Below are 20,488 nucleotides of genomic sequence, written 5' to 3'. Positions count from 1 at the left end.
CGTCAGCCGGACGGGGGTGTTCAGGCCGTCCGCCGAACGGCCGCGAGCGCCGTCGCGACGACCGCGAGCACGGCGACGACGGCGGTGAAGCCCGGCGTCGACCCGTCCGTGGCCGCCGCGGACGACTCGACGGTCACGGTGCCGTTCGCCGTCCGCACCGCGAGCGGGTCTCCGCCGTCGGACTGGAGGCCGTGTACCGCCACGACGGTGAGACGCGCCTCGCCGGGCGCCTCGCCCCGGACGGTCACCGTCGCGAGCCGCACGTCGGTGGCGTTATCGGCCACCGCGTCGGTCCCGTCGATCCCGGCGACCCTGACCGTCTCCCCGTCGTCGCTCAGCGAGACGTTCGCGACGTCGTCGACGGGGGCCGCGACGCTCGCGTTCGCAACGGTCGCGACGGACTCGTTCCCGACCGCGAGCGTGAGGTCGAACCCGGACACCCCCTCGGGAGCGCGGCTGAGCGTCACCGGGACGGTCGCCGTCCCGTTCGCGTCGACCGTCGCGTTCTCCGGCCCGACCGCGACGCCGTGGTCGGAGGCGACCGCCGCGCCGGAGGCCGCGGCCGCAGCCACCGCGACGGCGAACAGGAGCGCGCCCAGGCGGCGAGCGCGGATCGCGCCCATCAGTCGCCACCCCGGACCGCGCGGAACAGGGCCGCGACGTCCGCGAAGGTCGCGTCGCCGTCGCCGTCGATGTCGTACCGCCCCGGAACCGGCCTGTCGTCGGTTATGCTGGCGCCGTTCTCGACGGTCAGCGTCGCCGTGGGGCCGTCCGGCCCGACCGTCAGTTCGTACTCGCCGGCCTCGACCGTCTTCGGCATGACCGCTAAGACGTCGCCCGGAACGACCTCCAACGCGCTCAGGTCCACGGGCACGTCGACGGTCGTCGTCTCACCGGCCGCGAGCCGGACGCGCTCGTAGCCCACCAGCCGCCGGATCGGCTGGAGCACGGTGCCGTACGACTGCGTGTTGAACACGTCGACGACGTGTTCGCCGGCCCGGTCGCCCGCGTTCGACACCTCCACGCTGAGCGTGAGCTCGGAGGTCTCGCTCGGGTCGGCCACGCTCGACCGCGAGAGCGAGACCTCGCCGTACTCGAAGCTCGTGTAGCTGAGTCCGCGTCCGAACTCGTACAGCGGGCCGTTGTCCGTCGCGCCCGTCGACGTCGGCGAGTACCGGTTCAGAGGGACCGGCGTCGTCCCGACGGGCGTCCCGGCGTTGCCCGGCCACGTAAAGGCGAGCCGCCCCGAGGGGTTGTACTCGCCGACGAGCGTCTCCGCGACGGCCACGCCGGCGTCGCTCCCCGGCTCGCCCGCGAACAGGAGCGCGTCGAGCTGCGAGAACGTCTCGACGGAGCCGCGCGGGCTCCCCGCGTACATCACGCCGACGACGGGCGTCTCCTCGGGCGCCGCCTCGGTGACCGCGTCGACGAGCCGCTGCTGGGACTCGTCGAGCACGAGCTCGTCGCGGTCGCCGAACCCCTCGTTGTGGGGCCCCTCGCCGAGGACGACGACGACGGCGTCGGCGTCCGGCGCGGCGTCGCGCACCGCCGACTCCTGCTCGTCGGTGAACGCGAAGTCCCCGTTCTCGTCGCTCTGCTGGTTCCCGCCGGTCCCCTGTCCCGCCCACCACGTCCCGTTGTCGAACGAGGTGGGGACGTGCGTGAGCGAGCCGACGCGGCTTCGCAGCTCGTCGACGAGCAGGTTCTGTCGGGGGAACGGCCCGCCCGCCGCGGGCCCCTGCCAGCCGAGCGTCCAGCCGCCGTGTTGCATCAGCGCCCGGGTGTCGTTGCCGTTCCCGTCGATCCCCGGGCCGGTGAGCAGCACGCTCTCCGCCCCCGAGAGCGGGAGCGCGTCGTCCTCGTTTTCCAGCAGCACGAGCGACTCCTTCGCCAGCCGCTCCGAGGCCGCCTGCGCGCCGCCGAGGGTCGAGTCGATGCGCGACTCGTCGACGGTCGGACTGCTAAACAGCCCGAGGTCGGCCTTGAGTTCGAGGATGTTCCGCACCGCCTCGTCGACGCGCTCGGTCGGTATCTCGCCGTCCTCGACGAGGCTCACGAGCGTGTCGATGTACTGCCCCGGGCCGGGGGCGCTCCCGCCGTTCCCGATCATGTACATGTCGACGCCGGCGTTGATGGCCCGCTTCGTGGCGGTCCGGAAGTCGCTCACGTAGTCGTGGTTCGTGATGAGCCGGTTGAGGTCGTCGTAGTCGGAGAGGATCACGCCCTCGAACCCGTACCGCTCCCGGAGCACGTCGGTCAACAGCCAGTGCGACGCGTGCGCCGGTTTCCCGTTGACGGCGCCGCTGTTCACCATCACCGTCCCCGGTTCGGCCTCCAGCGCCTCCCGGTACGGCGGCAGCAGGTCCGTCCGGAGGTCGCGGAGCGACGTGCTGGCCGGCGCCCGGTCGTTGCCGTTGTTCGGCACCGAGTAGGCCGCGAAGTGTTTGACGCACGCCGTCATCCGGGGGTCGTCCTCCAGCGCCCGGGCCCGCACCCGAGAGATGTCGCCCTCCAAGAGCGGGTCCTCGCTGATCCCCTCGTAGAACCGTCCCCACCGGGGGTCCCGCTGGAGGTCCGTCGTCGGGGCGAACGTCCAGTGCGCGCCCATCGCGGCCACCGACCGGCTGGTGTGGCGCTCCGCCTCCTCGACGAGGTCGGGGTCGCGGGCGGCCCCCATGTTCATCCGCTGCGGGAGCGCCGTCGCGCCCTCCAGCAGGTCGTTCCCGTGCGTCGCGTCGACGCCGTACAGGAACGGGATCCCGTTTGGCGCGTTCTCCACGTTGTACTCCTGAAGCGCGTTCACGCCGCTGACCACCTCGTTTCCGTCGAAACTTGGGGGGACCGCTCCCCCGGAGAGCACCGACCCGACGGCGAGCTCGGAGAAGAGCTCGCCCACCGTGTCGACCTCGAAGTTATCCGGCACGTTCGACCCCTCCGGCTCCGGTTCGAAGGAACTGATCGCGACCTGCGTCATCTGTCCGGCCTTCTCGCGGAGCGACATCTCGGCGAGGAGCGACTCGACGTCCGTCCCGGTCTGCGCGGCGACGCCGTTCGCGCCGCCTCCCACCGCCGCCGTCGCCGTCGCGGCGCCGGTGGCCTTCATGAACGTGCGTCTGGACGTCCCGTCCGTCTCGTCCGCTGGCTCTGAGTCGTCTGCCATTCCGTCTCGTCCGAAGGTGATTCATTATTAATCATTTTTCATAAATTATATTGTAACGGTTGTCAAAACATTTTCTCCCGGGCCGCTCGGGGCGCCACGCGTTCGGCCTTACCCTCCCCGGACGCCCCCCGGCCCCAGAGATCCACTTTTGTATCGTCGGGTGAAGGGGTGGCATATGAAGGTGCTCTGCGGGATCGGCGGCAGCGACGACTCGTTCCGCGCGCTCGACCGGACGGTGGAGCGCGCGGCGGTCGCGAACGACGACCTGACGGTCGCCGTGGTGGACAACGAGGACTCGTCGGTCGCCCCGGACGACGTGCTGGAACGCGCCCGGGAGGCGGTCGACGAGGCCGGGATCGACGCCGAGGTGCGACGCGTCGAGGGCGACCCCGGGAGCCGACTGGTCGAGATCGCGGAGACGGAGGGGTTCGAGGAGATCGTCCTGGGCGGCGGCCACACCAGCCCGATGGGGAAGATCACGATCGGGTCGATCGCCGAGTTCGTCCTGTTGAACGCCAAGACCTCGGTCACGCTGGTCAGATGAGCGACGGAGGGTACCCGGACGCGGTGGCGGACGAGTTCCCGCCGCCGCCGACCGCGTTCACCGACCGCGAGGACCGCGAGATCGAGGTCCGACCGTACGAGGGGGACGACGAGGCCCGCGAGTCGCTCGTCGAGATGTACGACACCTTCGACCCGGCGGACCGCGCACAGGGGATTCCGCCGGGCGGCGAGAAACGCATCCGCGAGTGGCTGGAGGCGATCCTCGGTGACGACTGCTACAACGTGATCGCCTGGTGCGGCGACGAGCCGGCCGGCCACGCGACGCTCGTCCCGGACGACGACGCCTACGAGCTGGCGATCTTCGTCCACCAGGAGTACCAGCGCGCCGGGATCGGGACGCACCTCATCCGCGCGCTGCTCGGCCACGGACAGGCGAACGACGTCCGGAAGGTATGGCTCACCGTCGAGCGCTGGAACCGCGCCGCGGTCTCGCTGTACAAGAAGATCGGCTTCGAGACCTCCGACGCCGAGAGCTTCGAGCTGGAGATGGGGCTCCGACTCAACGAGGATGCCGGAGACGAGCCCGACGAGGCCGGGGGGAATTGAGAGCCCGCCGCCCCTCGCTCGCCGGAATCTTCAAGCCTTTACGCGCGGCCCGCGACCGCTCCGGTATGAGTCACCGAATTCTGCTGTTGGGGGCGCCCGGCGCCGGAAAGGGGACGCAGAGCGCGAAGCTGGCCGACGAGTACGGCGTCGAACACGTCACGACCGGCGACGCGCTCCGCGCGAACAAGGAGATGGAGACGGAGTACGGCACGCCGAAGTCGTTCATGGACGCGGGCGAACTGGTGCCCGACCCGGTCGTCAACGAGATCGTTCAGGCCGCGCTCGACGACGCCGACGGGTTCGTCCTCGACGGCTATCCGCGTAACCTCGACCAGGCCGAGTACCTCTCGGAGATCACCGACCTCGACGCCGTGATCTTGCTCGACGTCGACGAGGAGGTCCTCGTCGACCGGCTCACCGGCCGCCGCGTGTGCGACGACTGCGGCGCGAACTACCACGTCGACTTTCAGCCCCCCGAGGAAGCGGGCGTCTGCGACGAGTGCGGCGGCGAACTGATCCAGCGCGAGGACGACACCGAGGAGACCGCCCGCGAGCGCATCCAAGTGTTCTACGACAACACCGAGCCCGTCGTCGACCACTTCCGCGACGAGGGAGTCCTCGTCGAGGTCGACGGCGAGGCGACCCCGGACGAGGTCTTCGACCGAATCTCCGACGTCGTCGAGAGTTAATCCGCGGCGTCGAGGGTCGATCCGAGCGGCGATCCTACAAGGTTCTTAACCGTCGACCGCCAATCGGCCGCTAATGAGCAAAGTCGAACGGCGGGTCCGCTCGCTGGTCCGCGAGGACGGCGAGATGCGGGACGCCCTCGAAACTGTCCTCGAACACGCCAGCGGCGGCGAGGTGCGCTGGGTCGACGTTCGCGACGAGATCACGAGCGGACAGTGGGGTCGGCTCATCGAGAAGGAGATCCTCATCGACGGCGAGGAGGGGTTCGCGCTGGCCGACCGCGAGGGTATCGAGGCCGGCATGAGAGACGACGACTCCGGCGGGAGCGACGTGGAGACGCCCGAGACGACCAGCTGGTCGAAATGGGACAAGCTGGCTGGACTCGCGACGCTCGGGGCGTTCGTCGGCTACGCGGTCGGCCCGGTCCGGAACGCGATCGCCGGCGCCATCGACGTCGTCCTCGGCCCCCTCCTGAACGTCGTCCCCTTCTACGTCGTGATCATGGTCATCGCGCTCGCGACGGGGCTGTACTCGACGCTGCTCCGCGCCGGGCTCATGGACATGGAGAAGATGAGCGCGTATCAGGACCGGATGAAAGACATTCAGGAGCGCCGGAAGGAGGCCGAAAAGCGCGACGACGACGAGGCGCTCGACGAGATACAAGAAGAGCAGATGGAGGCGATGGGCGACCAGCTCGGCATGTTCAAAGAGCAGTTCCGCCCGATGGTGTGGATCATGTTCCTCACCATCCCCGCGTTCCTCTGGATGTTCTGGGTGATCGGCTATCGGGGGTCGACCGCCGCGTACCCGGCGGTCGCGGATCAGGCGCTCGTCGTCCCGCTCGCCGGCACCGTCACCTGGGACACGGGGATCGTCGGACCGATCCAGATGTGGATCCTCTGGTACTTCCTCTGCTCGATGGCGTTCACGCAGCTGGTCCAGAAGAGCCTCAACATCGAGATGTCGCCGTCCTCCTCGTAGGCGACGAGCGGACCCTCTCGCGGTTCCTACTCGGCGGCCTCGCCCGCGGCATCGCCGTCGCTTCCCTCGGCCGCGACCTCCTCGGCGACCGCCTCGAACGCCGCGAGGATGACGCGCTTACACGCCTGTCCCTCGGTGCTCCAGTGGTGGGCGTAATCCAGCATGTCGTCGTAAATGTCGGGCTTACAGCCCGCCGCCTGCGGGTGGCCGCCGCCGTTCACCCGTCCGGCGACCTCGTGGGCGTGGCGGAAGTCGTCGGACCCGCGGATCGAGGCCGACCCGGCGGGCTTGACGACCACGGCGGCGTCGGCGCCGGCCTCGCGCAGCCGCTCCGCGACCTCGTTCTGCGAGCAGCGGCCGTAGGTGACCGCGACGCGCCAGCCGCCGACCTCGTGGGTGACCGCGCGGTCGACCGCCAGGTCGATTCGCGCTTCCTTCTCGACCCGGCGCTCCGCGACGAACGACCGCACCGTCTCGGGGAGGTCGACGCCGTACGCACCGATCACGGCCGCGTACTCCTCGGTGCCGGCCCAGTAGGAGTAATCAGCGAGGTCGTCGGACCGGGGGTCCTCCTTGATCCAGAGGTCGTGGTCGCGGGTGACTTCGGCGAGTTCGGTCCACCGGTCGTCGAAGGCGTGCTCCAGCGACCGGAGCGTCACGTCGGCGGTACACTCCTCGTCGGAGTCACCGACGACGAGGTCGACGCCGGCCTCGCGCACCGCGGCGGCGGTCGCGTCGTCCCACTGGTGGTGGTCGAACCAGCGGATCGCGTCGGTCGACTCCGCGAGCGTCTCGAGCGGCTCCGCAATCCACTCGTAGTCGTCGGGACAGAGGTCGCAGACGAAGAGATCGACGTCGTCGTCCGCATGCTCGGCGACGCGTTCGAGCGCGGTGTCGATCGAGTACGGGCCCGCCGAGAGCAGCCCGACCGGCGACTCGGCGTGGGCGTCGGCGAGGGGGTCGTCGTCCTCCGCGTCCGCTTCCGCCGTTTCGTCCGATTCGTCTTCGCCCTCCGCCAGCCGCGCCGCGATCGCGTCCTCGAAGGGAGCGACGTCGAGCGCGGCGTCGTACGCCTCGCGGATCATCGCGGCGCAGGCGAGGCCGTCGGCGTCGCCGTCGGCGATCACGACCGCCTCGCTGCCCTCGATCGCCTCTCGCGCCCGCCGCTCGGCGCGCTCGTCGTCCAGCGAGTCGGGGTAGAAGAACCCCGTCCCCGGCAGCTTCGTGTACCGCGAGCGGGGGGCGTCCCCCGTCTCGATGAGGTCGTCGTCCATACCGTCGAGGCGGGCGGCAGCCGGAAAACTCCGCCGCTCTCGGGGCGGTCGCGCGGCGTCGCCGTCGCGGTGGGCGGTCGCGCGGCCGTCAGATCGTCGTGCGCCGCGGGTCCTCGTCGGTCAGCTGTCGCACCGTCAACACCGGGACCGGGCAGGTCCGGACGACGCGCTCGGCGACGGAGCCGATGAGGAAGCGGTTCTCGCCGTGGCGCCCCCGCGTGCCCATCGCGACGAGGTCGGCGTCGACCGAGCGGGCGTACGCGTCGATCTCCGAGGCCGGGCGCCCCTCGCGGACCTCGATCGTCACGTCGAGGTCGCCGTCGCGGTCGTGCGCGGCGTCGGAGACGCGGTCGAGGGCGTCGCGTCCCTGATCGTCGAGGGCGTCGCGGAGGTCGTCGCGGACCGTGTCCGGCGACGACTCCACCTCGCCGGCGTCGACGACGTACACCGCGTGGACCTCGGCGTCGAACCGCGCCGCCACGTCGACCGCGACCGAGACGGCCCGCCGGACGCTGTCGGAGCCGTCGGTCGCGACCACGATGGTGTCGAACATGGCCGTCCGTTCGCCGCAGCGATACCTAAAACCCGGCGGTCGGCGGAGGGGAACGGAGTCGACAGACACGCCGACGCGACGGCGACACGGTCTATAAATAGGCGACTGCGGGGCGGCGGCGCGTGCCTGCGAGGCCGCCTCGCGGCCGAGCAGCACGCGCGAGGGACGCGGCGACCGGAGCGAAGCGGAGGGAGCCGCGAGGCTGGGGAGGCGTGAGGTGCTGTGCGGGGCGGGACTCGAAGGGGCAGCCGGGATGGCGGCGGAGGCGATGTAAGCACCGCAGGGAGCGAACGTAGTGAGCGACCGAGGAGCGTGGTTCGAGAGAGCGAAGCTCTCTCGTCATCACGAGACGCCTTCGGCGTCTCGAACGACAGCAAGCGTCCGCCGCCATCCCGGCTGGGGCTTCGGCGGTGTTCGCCGCCGATCCTCCGTAGACTGTTTATAAATTATTCTGCACGTTCAGTCGCACTACGCCAGGAACACGTGCCGCGGCCGGTCCGCGAGCACGTCGCGGCCCCACTGGACGGTCTCGGAGAACTCGTCGGAGCGGAAGAACGCCATCGCGTCCTCCTTCGCGTTCCACTGGCTGGCGATGAACATGTCGTTCTCGTCTTCGACGTTCACCATCAGGTCGGTCTCGACGTGGCCGTCCATCTCCCCCAGCAGCTCGCCGACGTCGTCGAAGGTCTCGACGAACTCCGTCTGGTAGTCGGGCTTGACGGTGTAGAACATTCCCATCGTGCCGAAGCCGGACTCCTCGCCGGCGCGCGCGACGATGTCGGGCAGCTCGGAGAGGAACCCGGCAGCGGTCTCGGCCGCCGACGCGGTGTCCCAGATCGAGACCACTGCGGCGCGGTCGGTGTGGCGGCCCTCGTAGACGGCCGTTTTGACGTGGGTGCCGTAGTGGTCGAAGTTGCCGCGGAGCCCCTCGACCTCGTCGAACAGCGCGTCGGTGTCGGCCTCGCTGTACAGCACGGTGGCGTACACGTCCTCGCCGTGGGGCTTCCCGGCGTAGATGTCGAGGTCCGCGAGCTCGCCGCGGATGTCGGCGTCGTCGACGCCGTCACCGCCATCGCCGTCGCGATGGCCTCCCTCGTCGCCGTGACCGTCGCCCTCGCCGTGCGGATGGTCGCCCTCCCCGCCGGTCGCCTCCTCGCCGTGCGGATGGTCGCCGTGAGCCGAGCCGCCGCCCGCGCCGGAGCGGTCGTGCCCCTCATCGCGGCCGTGCGCGTGGTCGCCGTGGCCGCCGCCCTCGCCGTGGCCGCCGCCCTCGTCGTGCGGATGGCCCGCGCTGTCCGCCTCGGGGACGCGGCCGGTCGGGACCGTCCCGCCCGCGAGGAAGGCGTCGAGGTCGCGCGGCGGGAACCGGCGGCCGACGTAGAAGTCGCCGAACTCGCCGTACCGCGAGGAGGCGGGGTCGAACCGCATCTCGTAGACGATGTCCTTGATGTCGGTCGGGTCGGCGCCGAACAGCGTGACGCCCCACTCGTGGTCGTCGAAGCCGACGGAGGAGGCGATCACCTGCTTGATCTTGCCGGCGTACTCCTTGCCGACCTCGCCGTGGCCCGCCATCAGCTCGGCGCGCTCCTCGAACTCGAGGTCGTACCAGTTGTGCTCCTCGCCGCGGCGCTTGCTCATCGGATAGAAGCTGACGTACTCGTCGTCCGGGATCTCGGGCTTCAGCTTCCCCTCGATATACCGGCGGAGCCCCTCGTCGACGGCGTCGGCGCCCTCCTCAAAGTAGTCGTCGGAGACGTACCCGGACACCTCGGTGACGGAGACGTAGGAGGTCTCCCGTTCGGTGAACTCCGCGAGCGCGGTGTCCTCGAAGCGGCGCTCGATCGCGGACAGGTCGTCGAGCGCCGGCCGGAAGTGGAGGAACAGGAGGTCGGCCTTGTGCCCGAGCACGGAGAACAGCGCGGACTCGCCGTCGTCGGCGTCTGCGACCAGTTCGCGGTGCTTCAGGAAGGCTTCGCCCTCCTCGATAGCCCGCTCCCGTTCGGACTCGGGCGCCTCGCGCCAGGCGTCCCAGTCGATCGAGCGGAAGTCGTGTAGCGAGAACCACCCTTCGGCGGTCTGTGGAGCCTCGACCATACTCGGGGTTCGGGCCCCGCGACTTAGGGGTTTGCGGGTCGTCCCGTAGACCGGAAACGGGGGGACGGTCGCGGGATCCGTCCGTCGGAACTGGGGCCACGATCCGGCGTCGTTCGCACCGGGAAACCGGTTCGGACGACGTCGCTTCCGGCCGAGCGGCCCCGGAGTCGCCGTGATCGAAACCCTTTCGACGCGACCCCGAAAGATGGAGACGATGCGGAAAAGCGGCCCGCCGAAAGGACTGATCTCGTATCTCGTGTTGGAGCTGCTCGACGAGCGTCCCCGATACGGGTACGAGCTGCTCGGTGAGATCACCGAGATAAGCGGCGGGCACTGGGAGCCCTCCTACGGCTCCGTCTACCCGATCCTCTACAAGTTCGAGGAGGAGGGCGTCGCCGAGCGCGTCGAGCGCGACGACGAGCCCGACCGGAAGTACTTCGCGCTCACCGACGCCGGCCGCGAGGAGCTGGCCGAGAAGCGTCGTGACATCGGCGGCGAGGCGCGGGACTTCGGTGACGTCGTCCTCGGCTTCTACCACCTGTACGCCGCGCTGGCCACCGACGACCGGTTCGACGTCGACGACGCGGACGCCGACTGGGGCTACTCGGAGCGGTACAGCGCGTGGATCGTCGAGCAGATGATCCGCCACCACGAGCGCGACTTCGGCGAGTTCGAGCGGATCGACGCCTCGCCCGAGGAGTTCTACGCCGAGGGGAACGGAACGGCGGCGGCCGACGCGGAGTCCGAGGCCGAGAGCGCGGACGACCCGGAGGAGTCCGAGGGGGCGTCGTCCGGCGCGGCGGACGACTGACTCGCCGCGGCGCGCCCCGCGGGAGACGTCCGCCGCGAGACGGCTACCGGTGGAGCAGCCGCCACAGGAGCCCGCCGGGAAGTCCGGCTCGGACGAGTCGGTCGTACACCCGGTCCGGGAGGACGCGCGCGAGCCGGGGCAGCCACCGCGCCCGGCGGCTCACGCGGTACCGGGTCCCCGGCCGGTCCGCAGTCGTCGCGGTCACCACGCGCTCGACGACCGTCTCGACGTCCGTCGCCGCCGGGGAGTACCCCTCGAACGCGCGGTAGGCGTCGGCGTACGGCCCCTCGCCGCTCGGCCCCTCGTCGCCCGTCGCCTCGCCGTTCTCGGCCTCGACCGCCGCGGCGGCTCGCTCGTTGAAGCCGGTCGGGACGGGCCCCGGTTCGACCAGCGCGACGGCGACTCCCCGAGGTCCGACCTCTCGGCGGAGCGCGTCGACGTAGGCATCGAGGCCGGCCTTCGCGGCGCTGTAGGCGCCGTGGTACGGCAGCGCCACCGACCCGACCATCGACCCGACGACCACGACGCGGCCGCCCCGCTCGCGCAGCGTCGGCAGCGCCGCGGAAACGGTCGCGTGGACCGCTGTCAGGTTCGTCTCCACCTGCCGGCGGAACGCCTCGGCCGAGGTGTCCTCGATCGCCGCGATCTCGTAGCCGCCGACGCAGGAGACGACCGCGTCGAGCGGGCGGTCCGCGAGCAGGTCTCGGACTGCGGCTTCGTCCCGGAGGTCGACCGCGGCGGTCTCGACCGCGTCGGGCAGGGCCGCGAGCCCCTCGGCGTCGCGGTCGACGCCGAGCACGTCGTGGCCGGCGGCCGCGAGCGATCGCGCGACCCCGCCGCCGATCCCGCCGGCGCCTCCCGTCACGAGAACGTCCATGACGGAGCGTCGCGGCGCGCCCAGTAGACGGTGGCGGTTGGCGGCGTCGGCCGGAGCAGGACCGACCCCGGGACCCGGCGGCGCCGCCCCCGGCCCCCGAAGGCATATATCCGCCACGGGAGATCGTACGGATCATGTCCACCGACGAGCCGTCCGTCCCGATCGTGTGCGACGAGTGCGAGACGGAGACCCGCGTGCCCCTCGACGACCTCGCGGACGCGCTCGAGAAACACAACGCCCAGAAACACGACGGCGAGTCCGTCGCCGAGGTCGATCCCGCGATCAAAGACCGCCTCGCCGACCTCGTCGCCGAGGACCTGGGACTGTTCGACGAGGACGCGGTCGGTGGGGCCTGACCGCCGCCCACGGAGCGATTCCGGCCGACGGGACGATGGGAGCAACAATTGCGTCTATCGGTGACGGAAACCGATCGAGAAAATACGTCAAAGAGTGGCTAAGAGCGCCCAAGAGCGTCTGAGACGGGTACTTCTCCGCGTGTCGCCGTCACCGGAATGCGCGTCTGTTGCTGGTGACGCGAGGGTGTTACTCGTAAGGGTCTTCGCGTACACGTGTACGAATCAGCGCGGACGGCGTCGCGACGGTCCTTCCTCGCGGCCGCGGGCGGAACTGCGACGGTCGGCCTCGCCGGCTGTCTCGGTGGCGGAAACGGCGGCGGACTCGACGAACTGACGGTCGCACATATGCCGATCTACCCCGACCTCCAGTGGTACGTGATGGAGGGCGAGGGGTACTTCTCGGAGATCGACGCCGAGATCACCGGTCAGGAGTTCGGCAACGGGCCGGCGATCGTTCAGGCGCTCGGCGGCGGGAACATCGACGTCGCGATGTTCGGGATCGTTCCCGCGATGATCGCGATCGATCGCGGGATCGCCGCGCAGGTGACCGCCGCGAACATCCGCGAGCCGATGGGGATCATGGCCGAGGAGTCGTTCCACGAGACGTTCGAGCGGCAGGGCGCCGACGCGTTCGCGACGTGGGCGGAGGAGCGGGGCGAGCCGTTCACGTTCGGCACGTTCCCGCAGGGGAGCGTCCCGGACGTGCTGCTCCGGTACTGGCTCCGCGACGTCGGCGTCGACCCCGCCGAGAACGACAGCGTGGAGATCCTCGAGATCAACGGCGCGAGCGCGGTGTGGCAGGCGATCGCCAACGACGAGATCGACGGCACATCGATCATGGAGCCGGTGCCGACCATCGCGCAGGCCGAGGGGTCGTCCGTGACGATGCTCCGGACCGCCGCCGAGGTCCTCCCCGGCCAGCCCGCCGCGGTCACCCTGATGAGCGATGCGGTCCGAGACTCGCCGCTCGCGGCGCAGTTCCTCGAACAGCACGTCCGCGCGACCGAGTTCATCGACGCGAACCCGGACGCGACCGCGTCCCACGTCGAGGAGGGGATCGGGATGCCGGCCGACCGCGCGCGGGACGCGCTCGACTCGCCGCTGTCGAACTTCATCACGGACCCCAACGAGATCACGGAGGCGACGCAGGTGTTCTCGGAGTTCGCGGCCGGTAACGGGCAGATCGACGAGCCGCTGTCGACCGACGCGATATTCGACCTCGAGGTGTACGACTCGCTCTGATGGCGACCGAAACCGGACCGCGCGTCGGGGGCGACGGCGGGGCGTTCGCGAGCGTCGGGCTCGGCGACCGCCGCCGGCTGCTCCGCGGGGCCGCCGGAATTGCGGGCTTCCTCGTCGTCTGGCACGCCGCCTCGCTCACGCAGGACCCGTTCGTCCTCCCCTCGCCGGTCGCGGTCGGCGGGGCGTTCGTCGGCGAACTCGCGTCCGGCGACATGACGACCGCGCTCCGTCAGAGCGTCCGCCACTGGGTCCCGGGGACGATCGCCGGGACCGGGCTCGGGGTGGCCGCCGGCGTCGCCTTCGGGTGGAGCCGCCTGCTGGACGACCTGACGGCGCCGCTCGTCCGGACGCTGCGACCGGTGCCGCCGCTCGCGCTCATCGGCTTCGCGATCGCGTGGTTCGGGATCAACGACTGGGGCGCCGCCTTCATCATCGCGGTCGGCGCCTTCTGGATCAACTTCTACGCGTCGTACGGCGCCGTGGAAGGCGTGAGCGACGACCTCCTCGACGTGGGGCGGACGCTGGGCGTCCGCGGCGACCTCGACGCGGTCCGGTCGATCGTGTTGCCGGCGTCGATGCCGGGGATCATGACCGGGATCCGGACCGGACTGGGCCGGTGCTGGATGCTCGTCGTCGCCTCGGAGATATTCGGCGTCCCCGGGGTCGGCCGCGAGATAATCCGCGCGAGCAACAACCTCCGCGTCGACCGGGCCATCGCGTACATCCTCGTGTTGAGCCTGATGTTCCTGATCGTCGACGTGGCGTTCCGCGCGGTCGAACGGCGGGTGTTGGTATGGCGGGCGTGAACGAGAGCGCGGCCCCGTCCCCGGGGGAGGCGAGCGTCGCCCTCGACGGGGTCGGCAAGACGTACGCCGGCGACGGCGACGGGGATCCGGTCCGCGCGCTCGACGACGTGTCGTTCTCGGTCGCGGACGGGGAGTTCGTCTGTCTCGTCGGTCCGTCGGGCTGCGGGAAGACGACGCTGTTCCGGATCGTCGCCGGACTGACCGAGGCGACGGACGGTCGGGTGCTGCTCGACGGCACCCGGGTCACGGAGCCGACGACCGACATGGGCGTGGTGTTCCAGGAGTACCACCTGTTCCCGTGGCTCACCGTCGCGGAGAACGTCGGGTTCGGGCTCGAACGGAGCGACCGCTCGCCCGCCGAGCGCGAGGCGCGCGTCGACGAGATGCTCGACCTCGTCGGGCTGACGGAGTTTCGCGACGCCTATCCCAAATCGCTGTCCGGCGGGATGAAACAGCGCGTCGCCATCGCCCGGGCGCTCGCCGTCGACCCCGCCCTCCTCCTCATGGACGAGCCGTTCGGCGCGGTCGACGCCCAGACCCGCGAGATGCTCCAGCGGGAGCTGCTCGACGTGTGGGCCTCGACCGGCAAGACGGTCCTCTTCGTCACGCACGACGTCGCGGAGGCGGTGAGGCTCGCGGACCGAATCGTCGTGATGGCCGCGGAGCCGGGTCGCGTCCGCGAGGTGGTCGACGTCGACGTCGAGCGCCCTCGCGAGCGCGGCGACGCGGCCTTCGCGGAGTACGTCGGCCGCGTCCGGGAACTGATCGGCGCCGACCCGTAGCCGGTCGCGCGCTACCCCTCCCGGTCCTCGCTCTCTTCTTCCTCGCTCCCCCCGTCCTCGCTCCCCCTGCCCTCGCTCCCTCCGTCCTCGCTCCCCTCGACGCCCGCCGACAGCTCGTCGACGTGCGTGCGCAGGGTCGCCAGCGTCGCGTCCGCGTCCGCGTACCCCTCGTCGTAGTCGTCGAGCGCCGCCGCCGCTCGGTCGAGGAAGCGTTCCACGGCCTCGTCGGTCGACTCGTCGGTCATGCGCGTCGCTCCGCCCGCGAGCGGTTTATGTTTCCCGGCGTCGCGGCCGGACCTCGGCAGGCGGGTCCCTCGTCAGCGTCGGCGGAGCGCGTACGTCGTGTAGCCGACCGCGACGACGAGGGCGGTCGAGAGGAGGGTACCGAAGACGGCGGGCGACGCGGTGACGTACTCTCCGAACGGATCCGTCAGGGCGAGCACGCCGACGATGAGCGCGACGGAGATGGCGATTCCGACCGCGCCGAACGCCTTGAACGCCGCGTCGAGGTCGAAGCGTTGCGATCCCGGTTGGTGGCTCATGGCCTCCCGTACGCGCTCCGATTATAAATCCGTCCGACCGTATTTTCACGCCGGGAGAACGGCGAGCGGCTCCGTCACTCGGGGTACCCTTCGACGATGTCGACGCCGGCGGAGGCGCCGATCCGGACGGCGCCGGCGTCGAGCATGGCGGTCGCCTCCGCGTAGGAGGCGACGCCGCCGGAGGCCTTCACCGGGAGGTACTCGCTCATCAGCTCCACGTCGGGGACCGTCGCGCCGCCGTCCGCGAAGCCGGTCGAGGTCTTCACCATGTCGGCGTCGGCGGCGACGGCGGCCTCGCAGGCGCGACGCTTCTCGGCGTCGTCGAGCAGCGCCGTCTCGACGATCACCTTCACCGGGACCGGGACGGCCGCGACGACGTCCGCGAGCTCGTCCGCCACCGCGCCGTCGTCGCCCGCCTTGAGCCGGCCGACGTTGATCACGATGTCGACCTCGTCGGCGCCGTCCTCCCACGCCGCGACCGCCTCGTCGCGCTTGACCGCCGGGGCGTGCTGGCCGTGCGGGAACCCGACCACGGTCGCGATCGTTTCGGGCGCGTTCTCGTACTCGGCCGCTTCGGACACGTAACACGGCGGGATACAGGCGTTCATCCCGTGATCGGCGGCCTCGTCGAGAACGGTTCGCACGTCGGCCGGGGTCGTCTCCGGACCGAGGACGGTGTGGTCGATGCTGGCGGCGAACTCCTCGCGGTTCATGTCTCGCCCGTCGCGCCGGGAACCCAAAGGCGTGCTGGGTCGACGCGACCGGCCGTCTTGGAACGCGCGGACGGCGAAAAACGGACGGGGAAACGGATCGGAGGCGGCCGGCAGACGGCCGGCGAAACCGACGGGATCGGCGTTAACTCTCGATTTCGATCTCCGTGCCGGAGACGGCGTCCTCGACGGTCACGGGGAGTCGGACCGTCAGGATGCCGTTCCGGTACTCGGCCTCGATACCCTCCTCGTCGATCGCCTTCGGGAAGCGGAACCGCCGGTGATACGTCCGGCGGGCCCCCCGGGTCTCGTCCTCGTGTTCGCCGGCGACGTTGAGCACGCCGTTGTTCCACGAGGCGGTGATCTCCGCGGGGTCGAACCCCGGAAGCTCGACCGAGAGGACGAACTCGCCGTCCTCCTCGTACAGTTGGTAGTCGTTGCTACCGGATTCGAACAATCGGCTCGGGAAGTCGAGTCCTTGCGTCCACGTGTTCGCCGGTTCGAGCATGGGCATTGCTGACCACCTCGAACGCAGGCGTATGTATGATTGCGATTCTATAAAAATTTTCCGTATTATGGTACTTTACCACATTTTACGTCTCGACTCGTGTCCGAACCGAACACGCGTTTCGACGCGTCGCGCCGACGGATCCGGTCTCTACCCCGGACGAGGGCGAGCGAACGGACGTCGGATGTCTCCCCGACTTCCCCGCGGTCGCCCGGATTTATCTCGCCCGGGCGCGATCGTTGCGCATGGACCGCGACACAGCCACGCCTGCCGTCGACGACCTCCCCGGCGAGCGCGCCCGCGAGTGGGTCGAGTACCACCACGAGTCGGCCGCGCCGAGCACCTACGTCTACGAGTTCGTCTGGGACCGCACCGCCCCCGCCGAGGGCCCCTTCTGTACCGACGTCGACGGCAACGTCCTCATGGACTTCACCAGCCACGTCGCCGCCGCGCCGCTCGGGTACAACAACCCGCTCGTGATGGACCGGCTCGCGGAGTTCGACCTCGTCGACCCGCTGAAGATCGCGGGACAGGACTTCTACGCCGCGGGCGGCCCCTCGCCGGACGACGGGATACCCGGCGCCTCGGGGCTCATGGACCGCTTGACGGACCTGACGAGTCACTACGATATGGACACCGTCTTCCTCTCGAACTCCGGCGCCGAGGCGGTCGAGAACGCCATCAAGATCGCCTACGACGCCTCGGACGGCGCCACGTACGCGATCACCTTCGACGGGGCGTTCCACGGCCGGACGCTGGGCGCGCTCTCGCTCAACCGATCGAAGTCCGTCTACCGCCGCGACTTCCCCGAGGTGAGCGGCGTGACCGACGTCCCGTTCTGCGAGGACCGGACCTGCTCGCCCGAGACCTGCTCCTGTGGCTTCTTCGCGGACGGCGTCTCGCGGCTCCGGAAGAAGCTCGACACGGAGCGCGGGACCGTCCACCCGGACGACGTGGCCTACCTCATCATGGAACCGATCCAGGGTGAGGGGGGCTACCGGTTCCCCTCCGAGGCGTTCACCGACGAGATCGCGGCGCTCGCCGAGGAACACGACATCACGGTGATCGCCGACGAGATCCAGACCGGCGTCGGCCGCACCGGCGAGATGTGGGGGTCCGACCACTACGCGTACGACCCCGACGTGATCGCGAGCGCGAAGGGGCTGCGCGTGGGCGCGACCGTCTCGCGCGGCGACGTGTTCCCCGAGGAGACCGGCCGCCTCTCCTCGACGTGGGGCGCCGGCGACCTGATCGCCTCCGCGCAGGGCGCGCTCACGCTCGACGCGATCGAGGAGGCGAACCTCACCGACAACGCCGTCGTCCGCGGCCGGCAGTTCATCGAAACGATGCGCGACGCCGACCTCGACCCGGTCGACGACGTCCGCGGGAAGGGGCTGCTGTGCGCCCTCGAGTTCGACACTAAAGAGCGCCGGGACGCGGTCGTGAAGAACGCGTTCGAGCGCGGCCTCCTCACGCTCGCGTGCGGCCACGAGGTCCTCCGGCTCCTCCCGCCGCTCGACGTCACCGAACGCGAGATCGACCTCGGCGCCGACCTCCTCGCAGACGCGATCGCGGCCGCGGCCTGAGTCGGTCCCGACTCGGTCGTCGTCCGCGGCTCGACGGGGCGAGCTTCAGCGGTCCGCGTACCACTCGGCGAACTTCGCTAAGGCCCGCCCGCGGTGCGACACGGCGTTCTTCCGGTCGGTGTCCATCTCCGCGAACGTCTCGCCATCGTGCTCGAAGATCGGGTCGTAGCCGAACCCGCCGTCGCCCCGCGGCGCGACGATCCGGCCCGGGACGTACCCCTCGAACAGCTTGACCGGGAGCGGCTCCGCGTCGGTCCCGTCCGATCCGCCGTCGCCCTCGCCGTCCGGCCCCGCCGCCGCGGCCGCGTCGCGGTCTCCCCGGTCGACGGGGTCGGGGCTCGCCGCGAACCCCTCGCCGTCGCAGTAGCCGAGCACGCAGCGGAAGGCGGCGCGGCGGTCGTCGAGGTCGGCGGCGATCTCGTGGACCCGCTCGATCCCGAGCGTGTCCTCGACGTACGAGGAGTACGGGCCCGGGAAGCCGTCGAGCCCCTCGACGAACAGCCCCGCATCGTCGACGAGGACCGGCGCGTCCGCGTGGCGGTACGCCTCGCGGGCCCCCCGCGCCGCGATCGGACCGAGTCCGTCGGCCTGGATCTCCGTGTAGTCGAAGTCGAGCCGCTCCACCGAGCCGTCCGGGAGGTACCGCTCCGCCTCGCGCACCTTCCCCGGGTTCGTCGTCACGTACCTGAGCACGGATCGGCGTGGGCGCGCCCGCGAGGAATAGCCGTCGGTCGCGGGCGGGCGAACACCGGCCCGGCGGTCGAGGCTCTCACCCCGGCAGTACGCTTTTGTCAGCGCGACAGCGTACGTGACACATGGCCCTCCCCACGTTCGAGAAGAAGCGGCTCATCGGCCTCATCGCGATCCTCTCGTTCGGGCTCACGTCGCTTCTCGCCGTCCTCCTCCCGACCGTCCTGGGAGCGCTGATCCCCGCCGTGTTCATCACCGGGTTCTTCATCCTGATCCCGTTGGTGTTGGTGCTCGGCGAGGACTTCCCGCTCGTCGCGTCGGACGACGATGCGGCCCCTGCCGACGAGACCGTCGGATCGACGAACGCGACGGCGGCCGACCACCCGGTCGCGGCGCTGCGCGAGTGGTACGCGACCGGCGAGATCGACGAGGCCGAGTTCGAGCGCAGACTCGACCGCCTGCTCGCGACCGAGGACCTCGACGAGCGGTTCGACCGGATCGAGTCCGACCGGGGCGAGGAACCCCGGGAACGGGACCTCGAACTGGAGTGACTCGCCCCGCGCTCAGGGGTCGACCCGGACGAGCCACGCCTCGGGGTCGTCGATCTCCGCGGCGGTCGGGAGGTTCTCGGCGCGCTCCCAGACGGCGCCCGCGGCCTCGATGTCGCGCGCGTCGGCGACGTGCCGGAAGAAGGCGGCGCCGCGCTCGTACTGGCGGCGCTTGAGGCCGAGCCCGAGGAGGCGCTGCGCGAGTCGGCGCACCGGTCCGCCGCCGCCGCGGCGCTCGTCCAGTTTCCGCCGGAGGTCCGCGTACTCGTCGTCGAACGCGCGGTCCATCAGCACCTCTGCGTACCCCTCGACCGCGGTCATCGCGGTCTGAAGCTCCGCGAACGCGTCGGGGTCGAGCCCGCGTCCGGCCGTTCCCTCGACGCCGCCAGCGCCGCCGACCATCCCTTCGATCCCCCGCTCGACGCGCGACTCCAGGTACTCGGGGAGCCACGGGGCCGCGCCGAACTCGGCGGCGTGGGTCACCTCGTGGAACGCGATCCACCGGCGGAACCGGGGGTACTCCACGTCTAAGGCGTCCGCGACCGCGACGATGTTCGGGTGAACGAAGTAGAGCCCGTGGTCGGCGTCCGGCTCGTCAGCGAGCAGGAGCGGGTCGTACTGACCGAGGACGTTGCGCGCGAGGAACCCCAGCGCGAACGCCATCGACCCCGTGTTGGCGACCCGCGAGAGGTCCCGCGCGAACGCGGCGCCGGGCGCGGGCCCGATCGGTCCGGGCGCGCTGTCCGGCATCACGTCGAGCGAGTCGGCCCCGGGATTCCCGACCGCTCCGACCTCCTCGCCGTCGCCGACCGCGGCCGCCTCGATCGGGTCCATCACGCGTCGGAAGGTGCCGACGCTCGCGTCGATCCAGTGGTGTCGGTTCTGGACCTCGACGGCGTCGGGGACGTCGAAGTCGATCCCCGCCACCGCGGCCAGCCGCGATCGGGCGTCGCGGACGTCGGTCGCGTACCCGGCGCGCTCCGCGTCGGTGAGCGCGATCGATCCGGGGTCCGTGGCGCGCTTCGCGGCCGCCGCGGCCCGGTCCCAGTCGACGACGCCCGGCCCCTCGGCCTCGGCGACCGCCCGGACGCTTCGGAGGATGTCCATGTCGATCGGACGGGCGGGCGCCTCAAAGCGCTTGCGTCGGTCGCCCCCGTACCGATCGGCCGTC

At 70.7% G+C, this 20,488-nt stretch carries 23 protein-coding genes; 11 read left to right on the top strand and 12 right to left on the bottom strand.

What is annotated here, in order from left to right:
* Nucleotides 1-20: 20 nt before the first annotated feature.
* Nucleotides 21-623: a PGF-CTERM sorting domain-containing protein gene (locus tag EXE45_RS02260; RefSeq protein ID WP_137693403.1), complete on the bottom strand. Its 603-nt coding sequence runs from the start codon at nucleotides 621-623 to the stop codon at nucleotides 21-23.
* A complete protein-coding gene (locus tag EXE45_RS02255) occupies nucleotides 623-3,160 on the bottom strand; it encodes a glycoside hydrolase family 3 N-terminal domain-containing protein (RefSeq protein WP_137693402.1) in 2,538 nt (845 codons plus the stop codon). The genes EXE45_RS02260 and EXE45_RS02255 overlap by 1 nt, the downstream gene beginning before the upstream one ends.
* Nucleotides 3,161-3,335: 175 nt before the next feature.
* On the opposite strand from EXE45_RS02255, the gene EXE45_RS02250 reads away from it, so the two are divergent.
* The 4 genes from EXE45_RS02250 to EXE45_RS02235 all read left to right on the top strand — a co-directional run bounded on the left by EXE45_RS02250 (nucleotide 3,336) and on the right by EXE45_RS02235 (nucleotide 5,938).
* On the top strand, nucleotides 3,336-3,704 hold the full coding sequence (locus EXE45_RS02250) for a universal stress protein (protein ID WP_092920072.1): 369 nt from the start codon (nucleotides 3,336-3,338) through the stop codon (nucleotides 3,702-3,704).
* On the top strand, nucleotides 3,701-4,270 hold the full coding sequence (locus EXE45_RS02245; protein WP_137693401.1) for a GNAT family N-acetyltransferase: 570 nt from the start codon (nucleotides 3,701-3,703) through the stop codon (nucleotides 4,268-4,270). The genes EXE45_RS02250 and EXE45_RS02245 overlap by 4 nt, the downstream gene beginning before the upstream one ends.
* 65 nt (nucleotides 4,271-4,335) lie before the next feature.
* Complete coding sequence (locus tag EXE45_RS02240) at nucleotides 4,336-4,959, top strand: adenylate kinase (protein WP_092920074.1); 624 nt, start codon at nucleotides 4,336-4,338, stop codon at nucleotides 4,957-4,959.
* Between the two features lie 73 nt (nucleotides 4,960-5,032).
* A complete protein-coding gene (locus tag EXE45_RS02235) occupies nucleotides 5,033-5,938 on the top strand; it encodes a DUF106 domain-containing protein (RefSeq protein ID WP_092920075.1) in 906 nt (301 codons plus the stop codon).
* Between the two features lie 26 nt (nucleotides 5,939-5,964).
* Here EXE45_RS02235 and EXE45_RS02230 read toward each other — a convergent pair whose 3' ends face one another.
* From EXE45_RS02230 to EXE45_RS02220, 3 genes are all read right to left on the bottom strand, one after another.
* Nucleotides 5,965-7,212, bottom strand: a complete 1,248-nt coding sequence (locus EXE45_RS02230; RefSeq protein ID WP_092920076.1) for a DHH family phosphoesterase — start codon at nucleotides 7,210-7,212, stop codon at nucleotides 5,965-5,967.
* 88 nt (nucleotides 7,213-7,300) lie between these two features.
* Complete coding sequence (locus tag EXE45_RS02225) at nucleotides 7,301-7,765, bottom strand: universal stress protein (RefSeq protein WP_092920077.1); 465 nt, start codon at nucleotides 7,763-7,765, stop codon at nucleotides 7,301-7,303.
* 468 nt (nucleotides 7,766-8,233) lie between these two features.
* Entirely contained in the window at nucleotides 8,234-9,859 is a 1,626-nt protein-coding gene (locus EXE45_RS02220) for a heme-binding protein (RefSeq protein WP_092920078.1), read from the bottom strand.
* 214 nt (nucleotides 9,860-10,073) lie between these two features.
* Here EXE45_RS02220 and EXE45_RS02215 point away from each other — a divergent pair, with 214 nt between their 5' ends.
* A complete protein-coding gene (locus EXE45_RS02215; RefSeq protein ID WP_092920478.1) occupies nucleotides 10,074-10,670 on the top strand; it encodes a PadR family transcriptional regulator in 597 nt (198 codons plus the stop codon).
* A 43-nt stretch (nucleotides 10,671-10,713) separates the two neighbouring features.
* On the opposite strand, the gene EXE45_RS02210 is transcribed toward EXE45_RS02215, so the two are convergent.
* Nucleotides 10,714-11,547 carry an SDR family oxidoreductase gene (locus EXE45_RS02210; protein WP_199233587.1) on the bottom strand — a complete coding sequence of 278 codons (834 nt, stop codon included), beginning with the start codon at nucleotides 11,545-11,547 and terminating at the stop codon, nucleotides 10,714-10,716.
* 134 nt (nucleotides 11,548-11,681) lie between these two features.
* Between EXE45_RS02210 and EXE45_RS02205 the strand changes: the two genes are divergently transcribed.
* The 4 genes from EXE45_RS02205 to EXE45_RS02190 all read left to right on the top strand — a co-directional run bounded on the left by EXE45_RS02205 (nucleotide 11,682) and on the right by EXE45_RS02190 (nucleotide 14,733).
* On the top strand, nucleotides 11,682-11,903 hold the full coding sequence (locus EXE45_RS02205) for a hypothetical protein (protein ID WP_092920079.1): 222 nt from the start codon (nucleotides 11,682-11,684) through the stop codon (nucleotides 11,901-11,903).
* A gap of 213 nt (nucleotides 11,904-12,116) precedes the next feature.
* Nucleotides 12,117-13,145 carry an ABC transporter substrate-binding protein gene (locus tag EXE45_RS02200; protein WP_092920080.1) on the top strand — a complete coding sequence of 343 codons (1,029 nt, stop codon included), beginning with the start codon at nucleotides 12,117-12,119 and terminating at the stop codon, nucleotides 13,143-13,145.
* Nucleotides 13,145-13,951 carry an ABC transporter permease gene (locus EXE45_RS02195; RefSeq protein ID WP_092920081.1) on the top strand — a complete coding sequence of 269 codons (807 nt, stop codon included), beginning with the start codon at nucleotides 13,145-13,147 and terminating at the stop codon, nucleotides 13,949-13,951. The genes EXE45_RS02200 and EXE45_RS02195 overlap by 1 nt, the downstream gene beginning before the upstream one ends.
* Complete coding sequence (locus EXE45_RS02190; protein WP_137693400.1) at nucleotides 13,939-14,733, top strand: ABC transporter ATP-binding protein; 795 nt, start codon at nucleotides 13,939-13,941, stop codon at nucleotides 14,731-14,733. The genes EXE45_RS02195 and EXE45_RS02190 overlap by 13 nt, the downstream gene beginning before the upstream one ends.
* Nucleotides 14,734-14,744: 11 nt before the next feature.
* Here EXE45_RS02190 and EXE45_RS02185 read toward each other — a convergent pair whose 3' ends face one another.
* The 4 genes from EXE45_RS02185 to EXE45_RS02170 all read right to left on the bottom strand — a co-directional run bounded on the left by EXE45_RS02185 (nucleotide 14,745) and on the right by EXE45_RS02170 (nucleotide 16,493).
* Nucleotides 14,745-14,978 carry a hypothetical protein gene (locus tag EXE45_RS02185; protein ID WP_092920083.1) on the bottom strand — a complete coding sequence of 78 codons (234 nt, stop codon included), beginning with the start codon at nucleotides 14,976-14,978 and terminating at the stop codon, nucleotides 14,745-14,747.
* Between the two features lie 72 nt (nucleotides 14,979-15,050).
* Nucleotides 15,051-15,275: a hypothetical protein gene (locus EXE45_RS02180; protein ID WP_092920084.1), complete on the bottom strand. Its 225-nt coding sequence runs from the start codon at nucleotides 15,273-15,275 to the stop codon at nucleotides 15,051-15,053.
* Between the two features lie 74 nt (nucleotides 15,276-15,349).
* Nucleotides 15,350-15,988 carry a deoxyribose-phosphate aldolase gene (deoC, locus tag EXE45_RS02175; protein ID WP_092920085.1) on the bottom strand — a complete coding sequence of 213 codons (639 nt, stop codon included), beginning with the start codon at nucleotides 15,986-15,988 and terminating at the stop codon, nucleotides 15,350-15,352.
* 142 nt (nucleotides 15,989-16,130) lie between these two features.
* Nucleotides 16,131-16,493 carry an Hsp20/alpha crystallin family protein gene (locus EXE45_RS02170; protein WP_092920480.1) on the bottom strand — a complete coding sequence of 121 codons (363 nt, stop codon included), beginning with the start codon at nucleotides 16,491-16,493 and terminating at the stop codon, nucleotides 16,131-16,133.
* A 245-nt stretch (nucleotides 16,494-16,738) separates the two neighbouring features.
* Here EXE45_RS02170 and EXE45_RS02165 point away from each other — a divergent pair, with 245 nt between their 5' ends.
* Nucleotides 16,739-18,079, top strand: a complete 1,341-nt coding sequence (locus EXE45_RS02165) for an aminotransferase class III-fold pyridoxal phosphate-dependent enzyme (RefSeq protein WP_137693399.1) — start codon at nucleotides 16,739-16,741, stop codon at nucleotides 18,077-18,079.
* 45 nt (nucleotides 18,080-18,124) lie between these two features.
* On the opposite strand, the gene EXE45_RS02160 is transcribed toward EXE45_RS02165, so the two are convergent.
* Nucleotides 18,125-18,772, bottom strand: coding sequence for a non-canonical purine NTP pyrophosphatase (locus EXE45_RS02160; RefSeq protein WP_092920087.1), 648 nt, complete (start codon nucleotides 18,770-18,772; stop codon nucleotides 18,125-18,127).
* A gap of 122 nt (nucleotides 18,773-18,894) precedes the next feature.
* On the opposite strand from EXE45_RS02160, the gene EXE45_RS02155 reads away from it, so the two are divergent.
* Nucleotides 18,895-19,320, top strand: coding sequence for an SHOCT domain-containing protein (locus EXE45_RS02155; RefSeq protein WP_137693398.1), 426 nt, complete (start codon nucleotides 18,895-18,897; stop codon nucleotides 19,318-19,320).
* Between the two features lie 12 nt (nucleotides 19,321-19,332).
* Here the strand turns inward: EXE45_RS02155 and EXE45_RS02150 are convergent, their stop codons facing one another.
* Complete coding sequence (locus tag EXE45_RS02150; RefSeq protein ID WP_137693397.1) at nucleotides 19,333-20,424, bottom strand: zinc-dependent metalloprotease; 1,092 nt, start codon at nucleotides 20,422-20,424, stop codon at nucleotides 19,333-19,335.
* Nucleotides 20,425-20,488: the final 64 nt, after the last annotated feature.

This window comes from Halorubrum sp. SP9 (assembly GCF_005435015.1).
GTDB classification, from domain to species: domain Archaea; phylum Halobacteriota; class Halobacteria; order Halobacteriales; family Haloferacaceae; genus Halorubrum; species Halorubrum sodomense.
Note: the sequence above shows the minus strand (reverse complement) of the source record. Positions and strands in the feature narration are given on the sequence as shown.

Coding starts and splice junctions, on each gene's coding strand:
- EXE45_RS02170 (WP_092920480.1), bottom strand. CDS start 16,493: ATGCTCGAACCGGCGAACACGTGGACGCAAGGACTCGACTTCCCGAGC.
- EXE45_RS02230 (WP_092920076.1), bottom strand. CDS start 7,212: ATGGACGACGACCTCATCGAGACGGGGGACGCCCCCCGCTCGCGGTAC.
- EXE45_RS02165 (WP_137693399.1), top strand. CDS start 16,739: ATGGACCGCGACACAGCCACGCCTGCCGTCGACGACCTCCCCGGCGAG.
- EXE45_RS02235 (WP_092920075.1), top strand. CDS start 5,033: ATGAGCAAAGTCGAACGGCGGGTCCGCTCGCTGGTCCGCGAGGACGGC.
- EXE45_RS02180 (WP_092920084.1), bottom strand. CDS start 15,275: ATGAGCCACCAACCGGGATCGCAACGCTTCGACCTCGACGCGGCGTTC.
- EXE45_RS02220 (WP_092920078.1), bottom strand. CDS start 9,859: ATGGTCGAGGCTCCACAGACCGCCGAAGGGTGGTTCTCGCTACACGAC.
- EXE45_RS02210 (WP_199233587.1), bottom strand. CDS start 11,547: ATGGACGTTCTCGTGACGGGAGGCGCCGGCGGGATCGGCGGCGGGGTC.
- EXE45_RS02260 (WP_137693403.1), bottom strand. CDS start 623: ATGGGCGCGATCCGCGCTCGCCGCCTGGGCGCGCTCCTGTTCGCCGTC.
- EXE45_RS02195 (WP_092920081.1), top strand. CDS start 13,145: ATGGCGACCGAAACCGGACCGCGCGTCGGGGGCGACGGCGGGGCGTTC.
- EXE45_RS02205 (WP_092920079.1), top strand. CDS start 11,682: ATGTCCACCGACGAGCCGTCCGTCCCGATCGTGTGCGACGAGTGCGAG.
- EXE45_RS02190 (WP_137693400.1), top strand. CDS start 13,939: ATGGCGGGCGTGAACGAGAGCGCGGCCCCGTCCCCGGGGGAGGCGAGC.
- EXE45_RS02155 (WP_137693398.1), top strand. CDS start 18,895: ATGGCCCTCCCCACGTTCGAGAAGAAGCGGCTCATCGGCCTCATCGCG.
- EXE45_RS02150 (WP_137693397.1), bottom strand. CDS start 20,424: ATGGACATCCTCCGAAGCGTCCGGGCGGTCGCCGAGGCCGAGGGGCCG.
- EXE45_RS02215 (WP_092920478.1), top strand. CDS start 10,074: ATGCGGAAAAGCGGCCCGCCGAAAGGACTGATCTCGTATCTCGTGTTG.
- deoC (WP_092920085.1), bottom strand. CDS start 15,988: ATGAACCGCGAGGAGTTCGCCGCCAGCATCGACCACACCGTCCTCGGT.
- EXE45_RS02240 (WP_092920074.1), top strand. CDS start 4,336: ATGAGTCACCGAATTCTGCTGTTGGGGGCGCCCGGCGCCGGAAAGGGG.
- EXE45_RS02250 (WP_092920072.1), top strand. CDS start 3,336: ATGAAGGTGCTCTGCGGGATCGGCGGCAGCGACGACTCGTTCCGCGCG.
- EXE45_RS02245 (WP_137693401.1), top strand. CDS start 3,701: ATGAGCGACGGAGGGTACCCGGACGCGGTGGCGGACGAGTTCCCGCCG.
- EXE45_RS02255 (WP_137693402.1), bottom strand. CDS start 3,160: ATGGCAGACGACTCAGAGCCAGCGGACGAGACGGACGGGACGTCCAGA.
- EXE45_RS02185 (WP_092920083.1), bottom strand. CDS start 14,978: ATGACCGACGAGTCGACCGACGAGGCCGTGGAACGCTTCCTCGACCGA.
- EXE45_RS02225 (WP_092920077.1), bottom strand. CDS start 7,765: ATGTTCGACACCATCGTGGTCGCGACCGACGGCTCCGACAGCGTCCGG.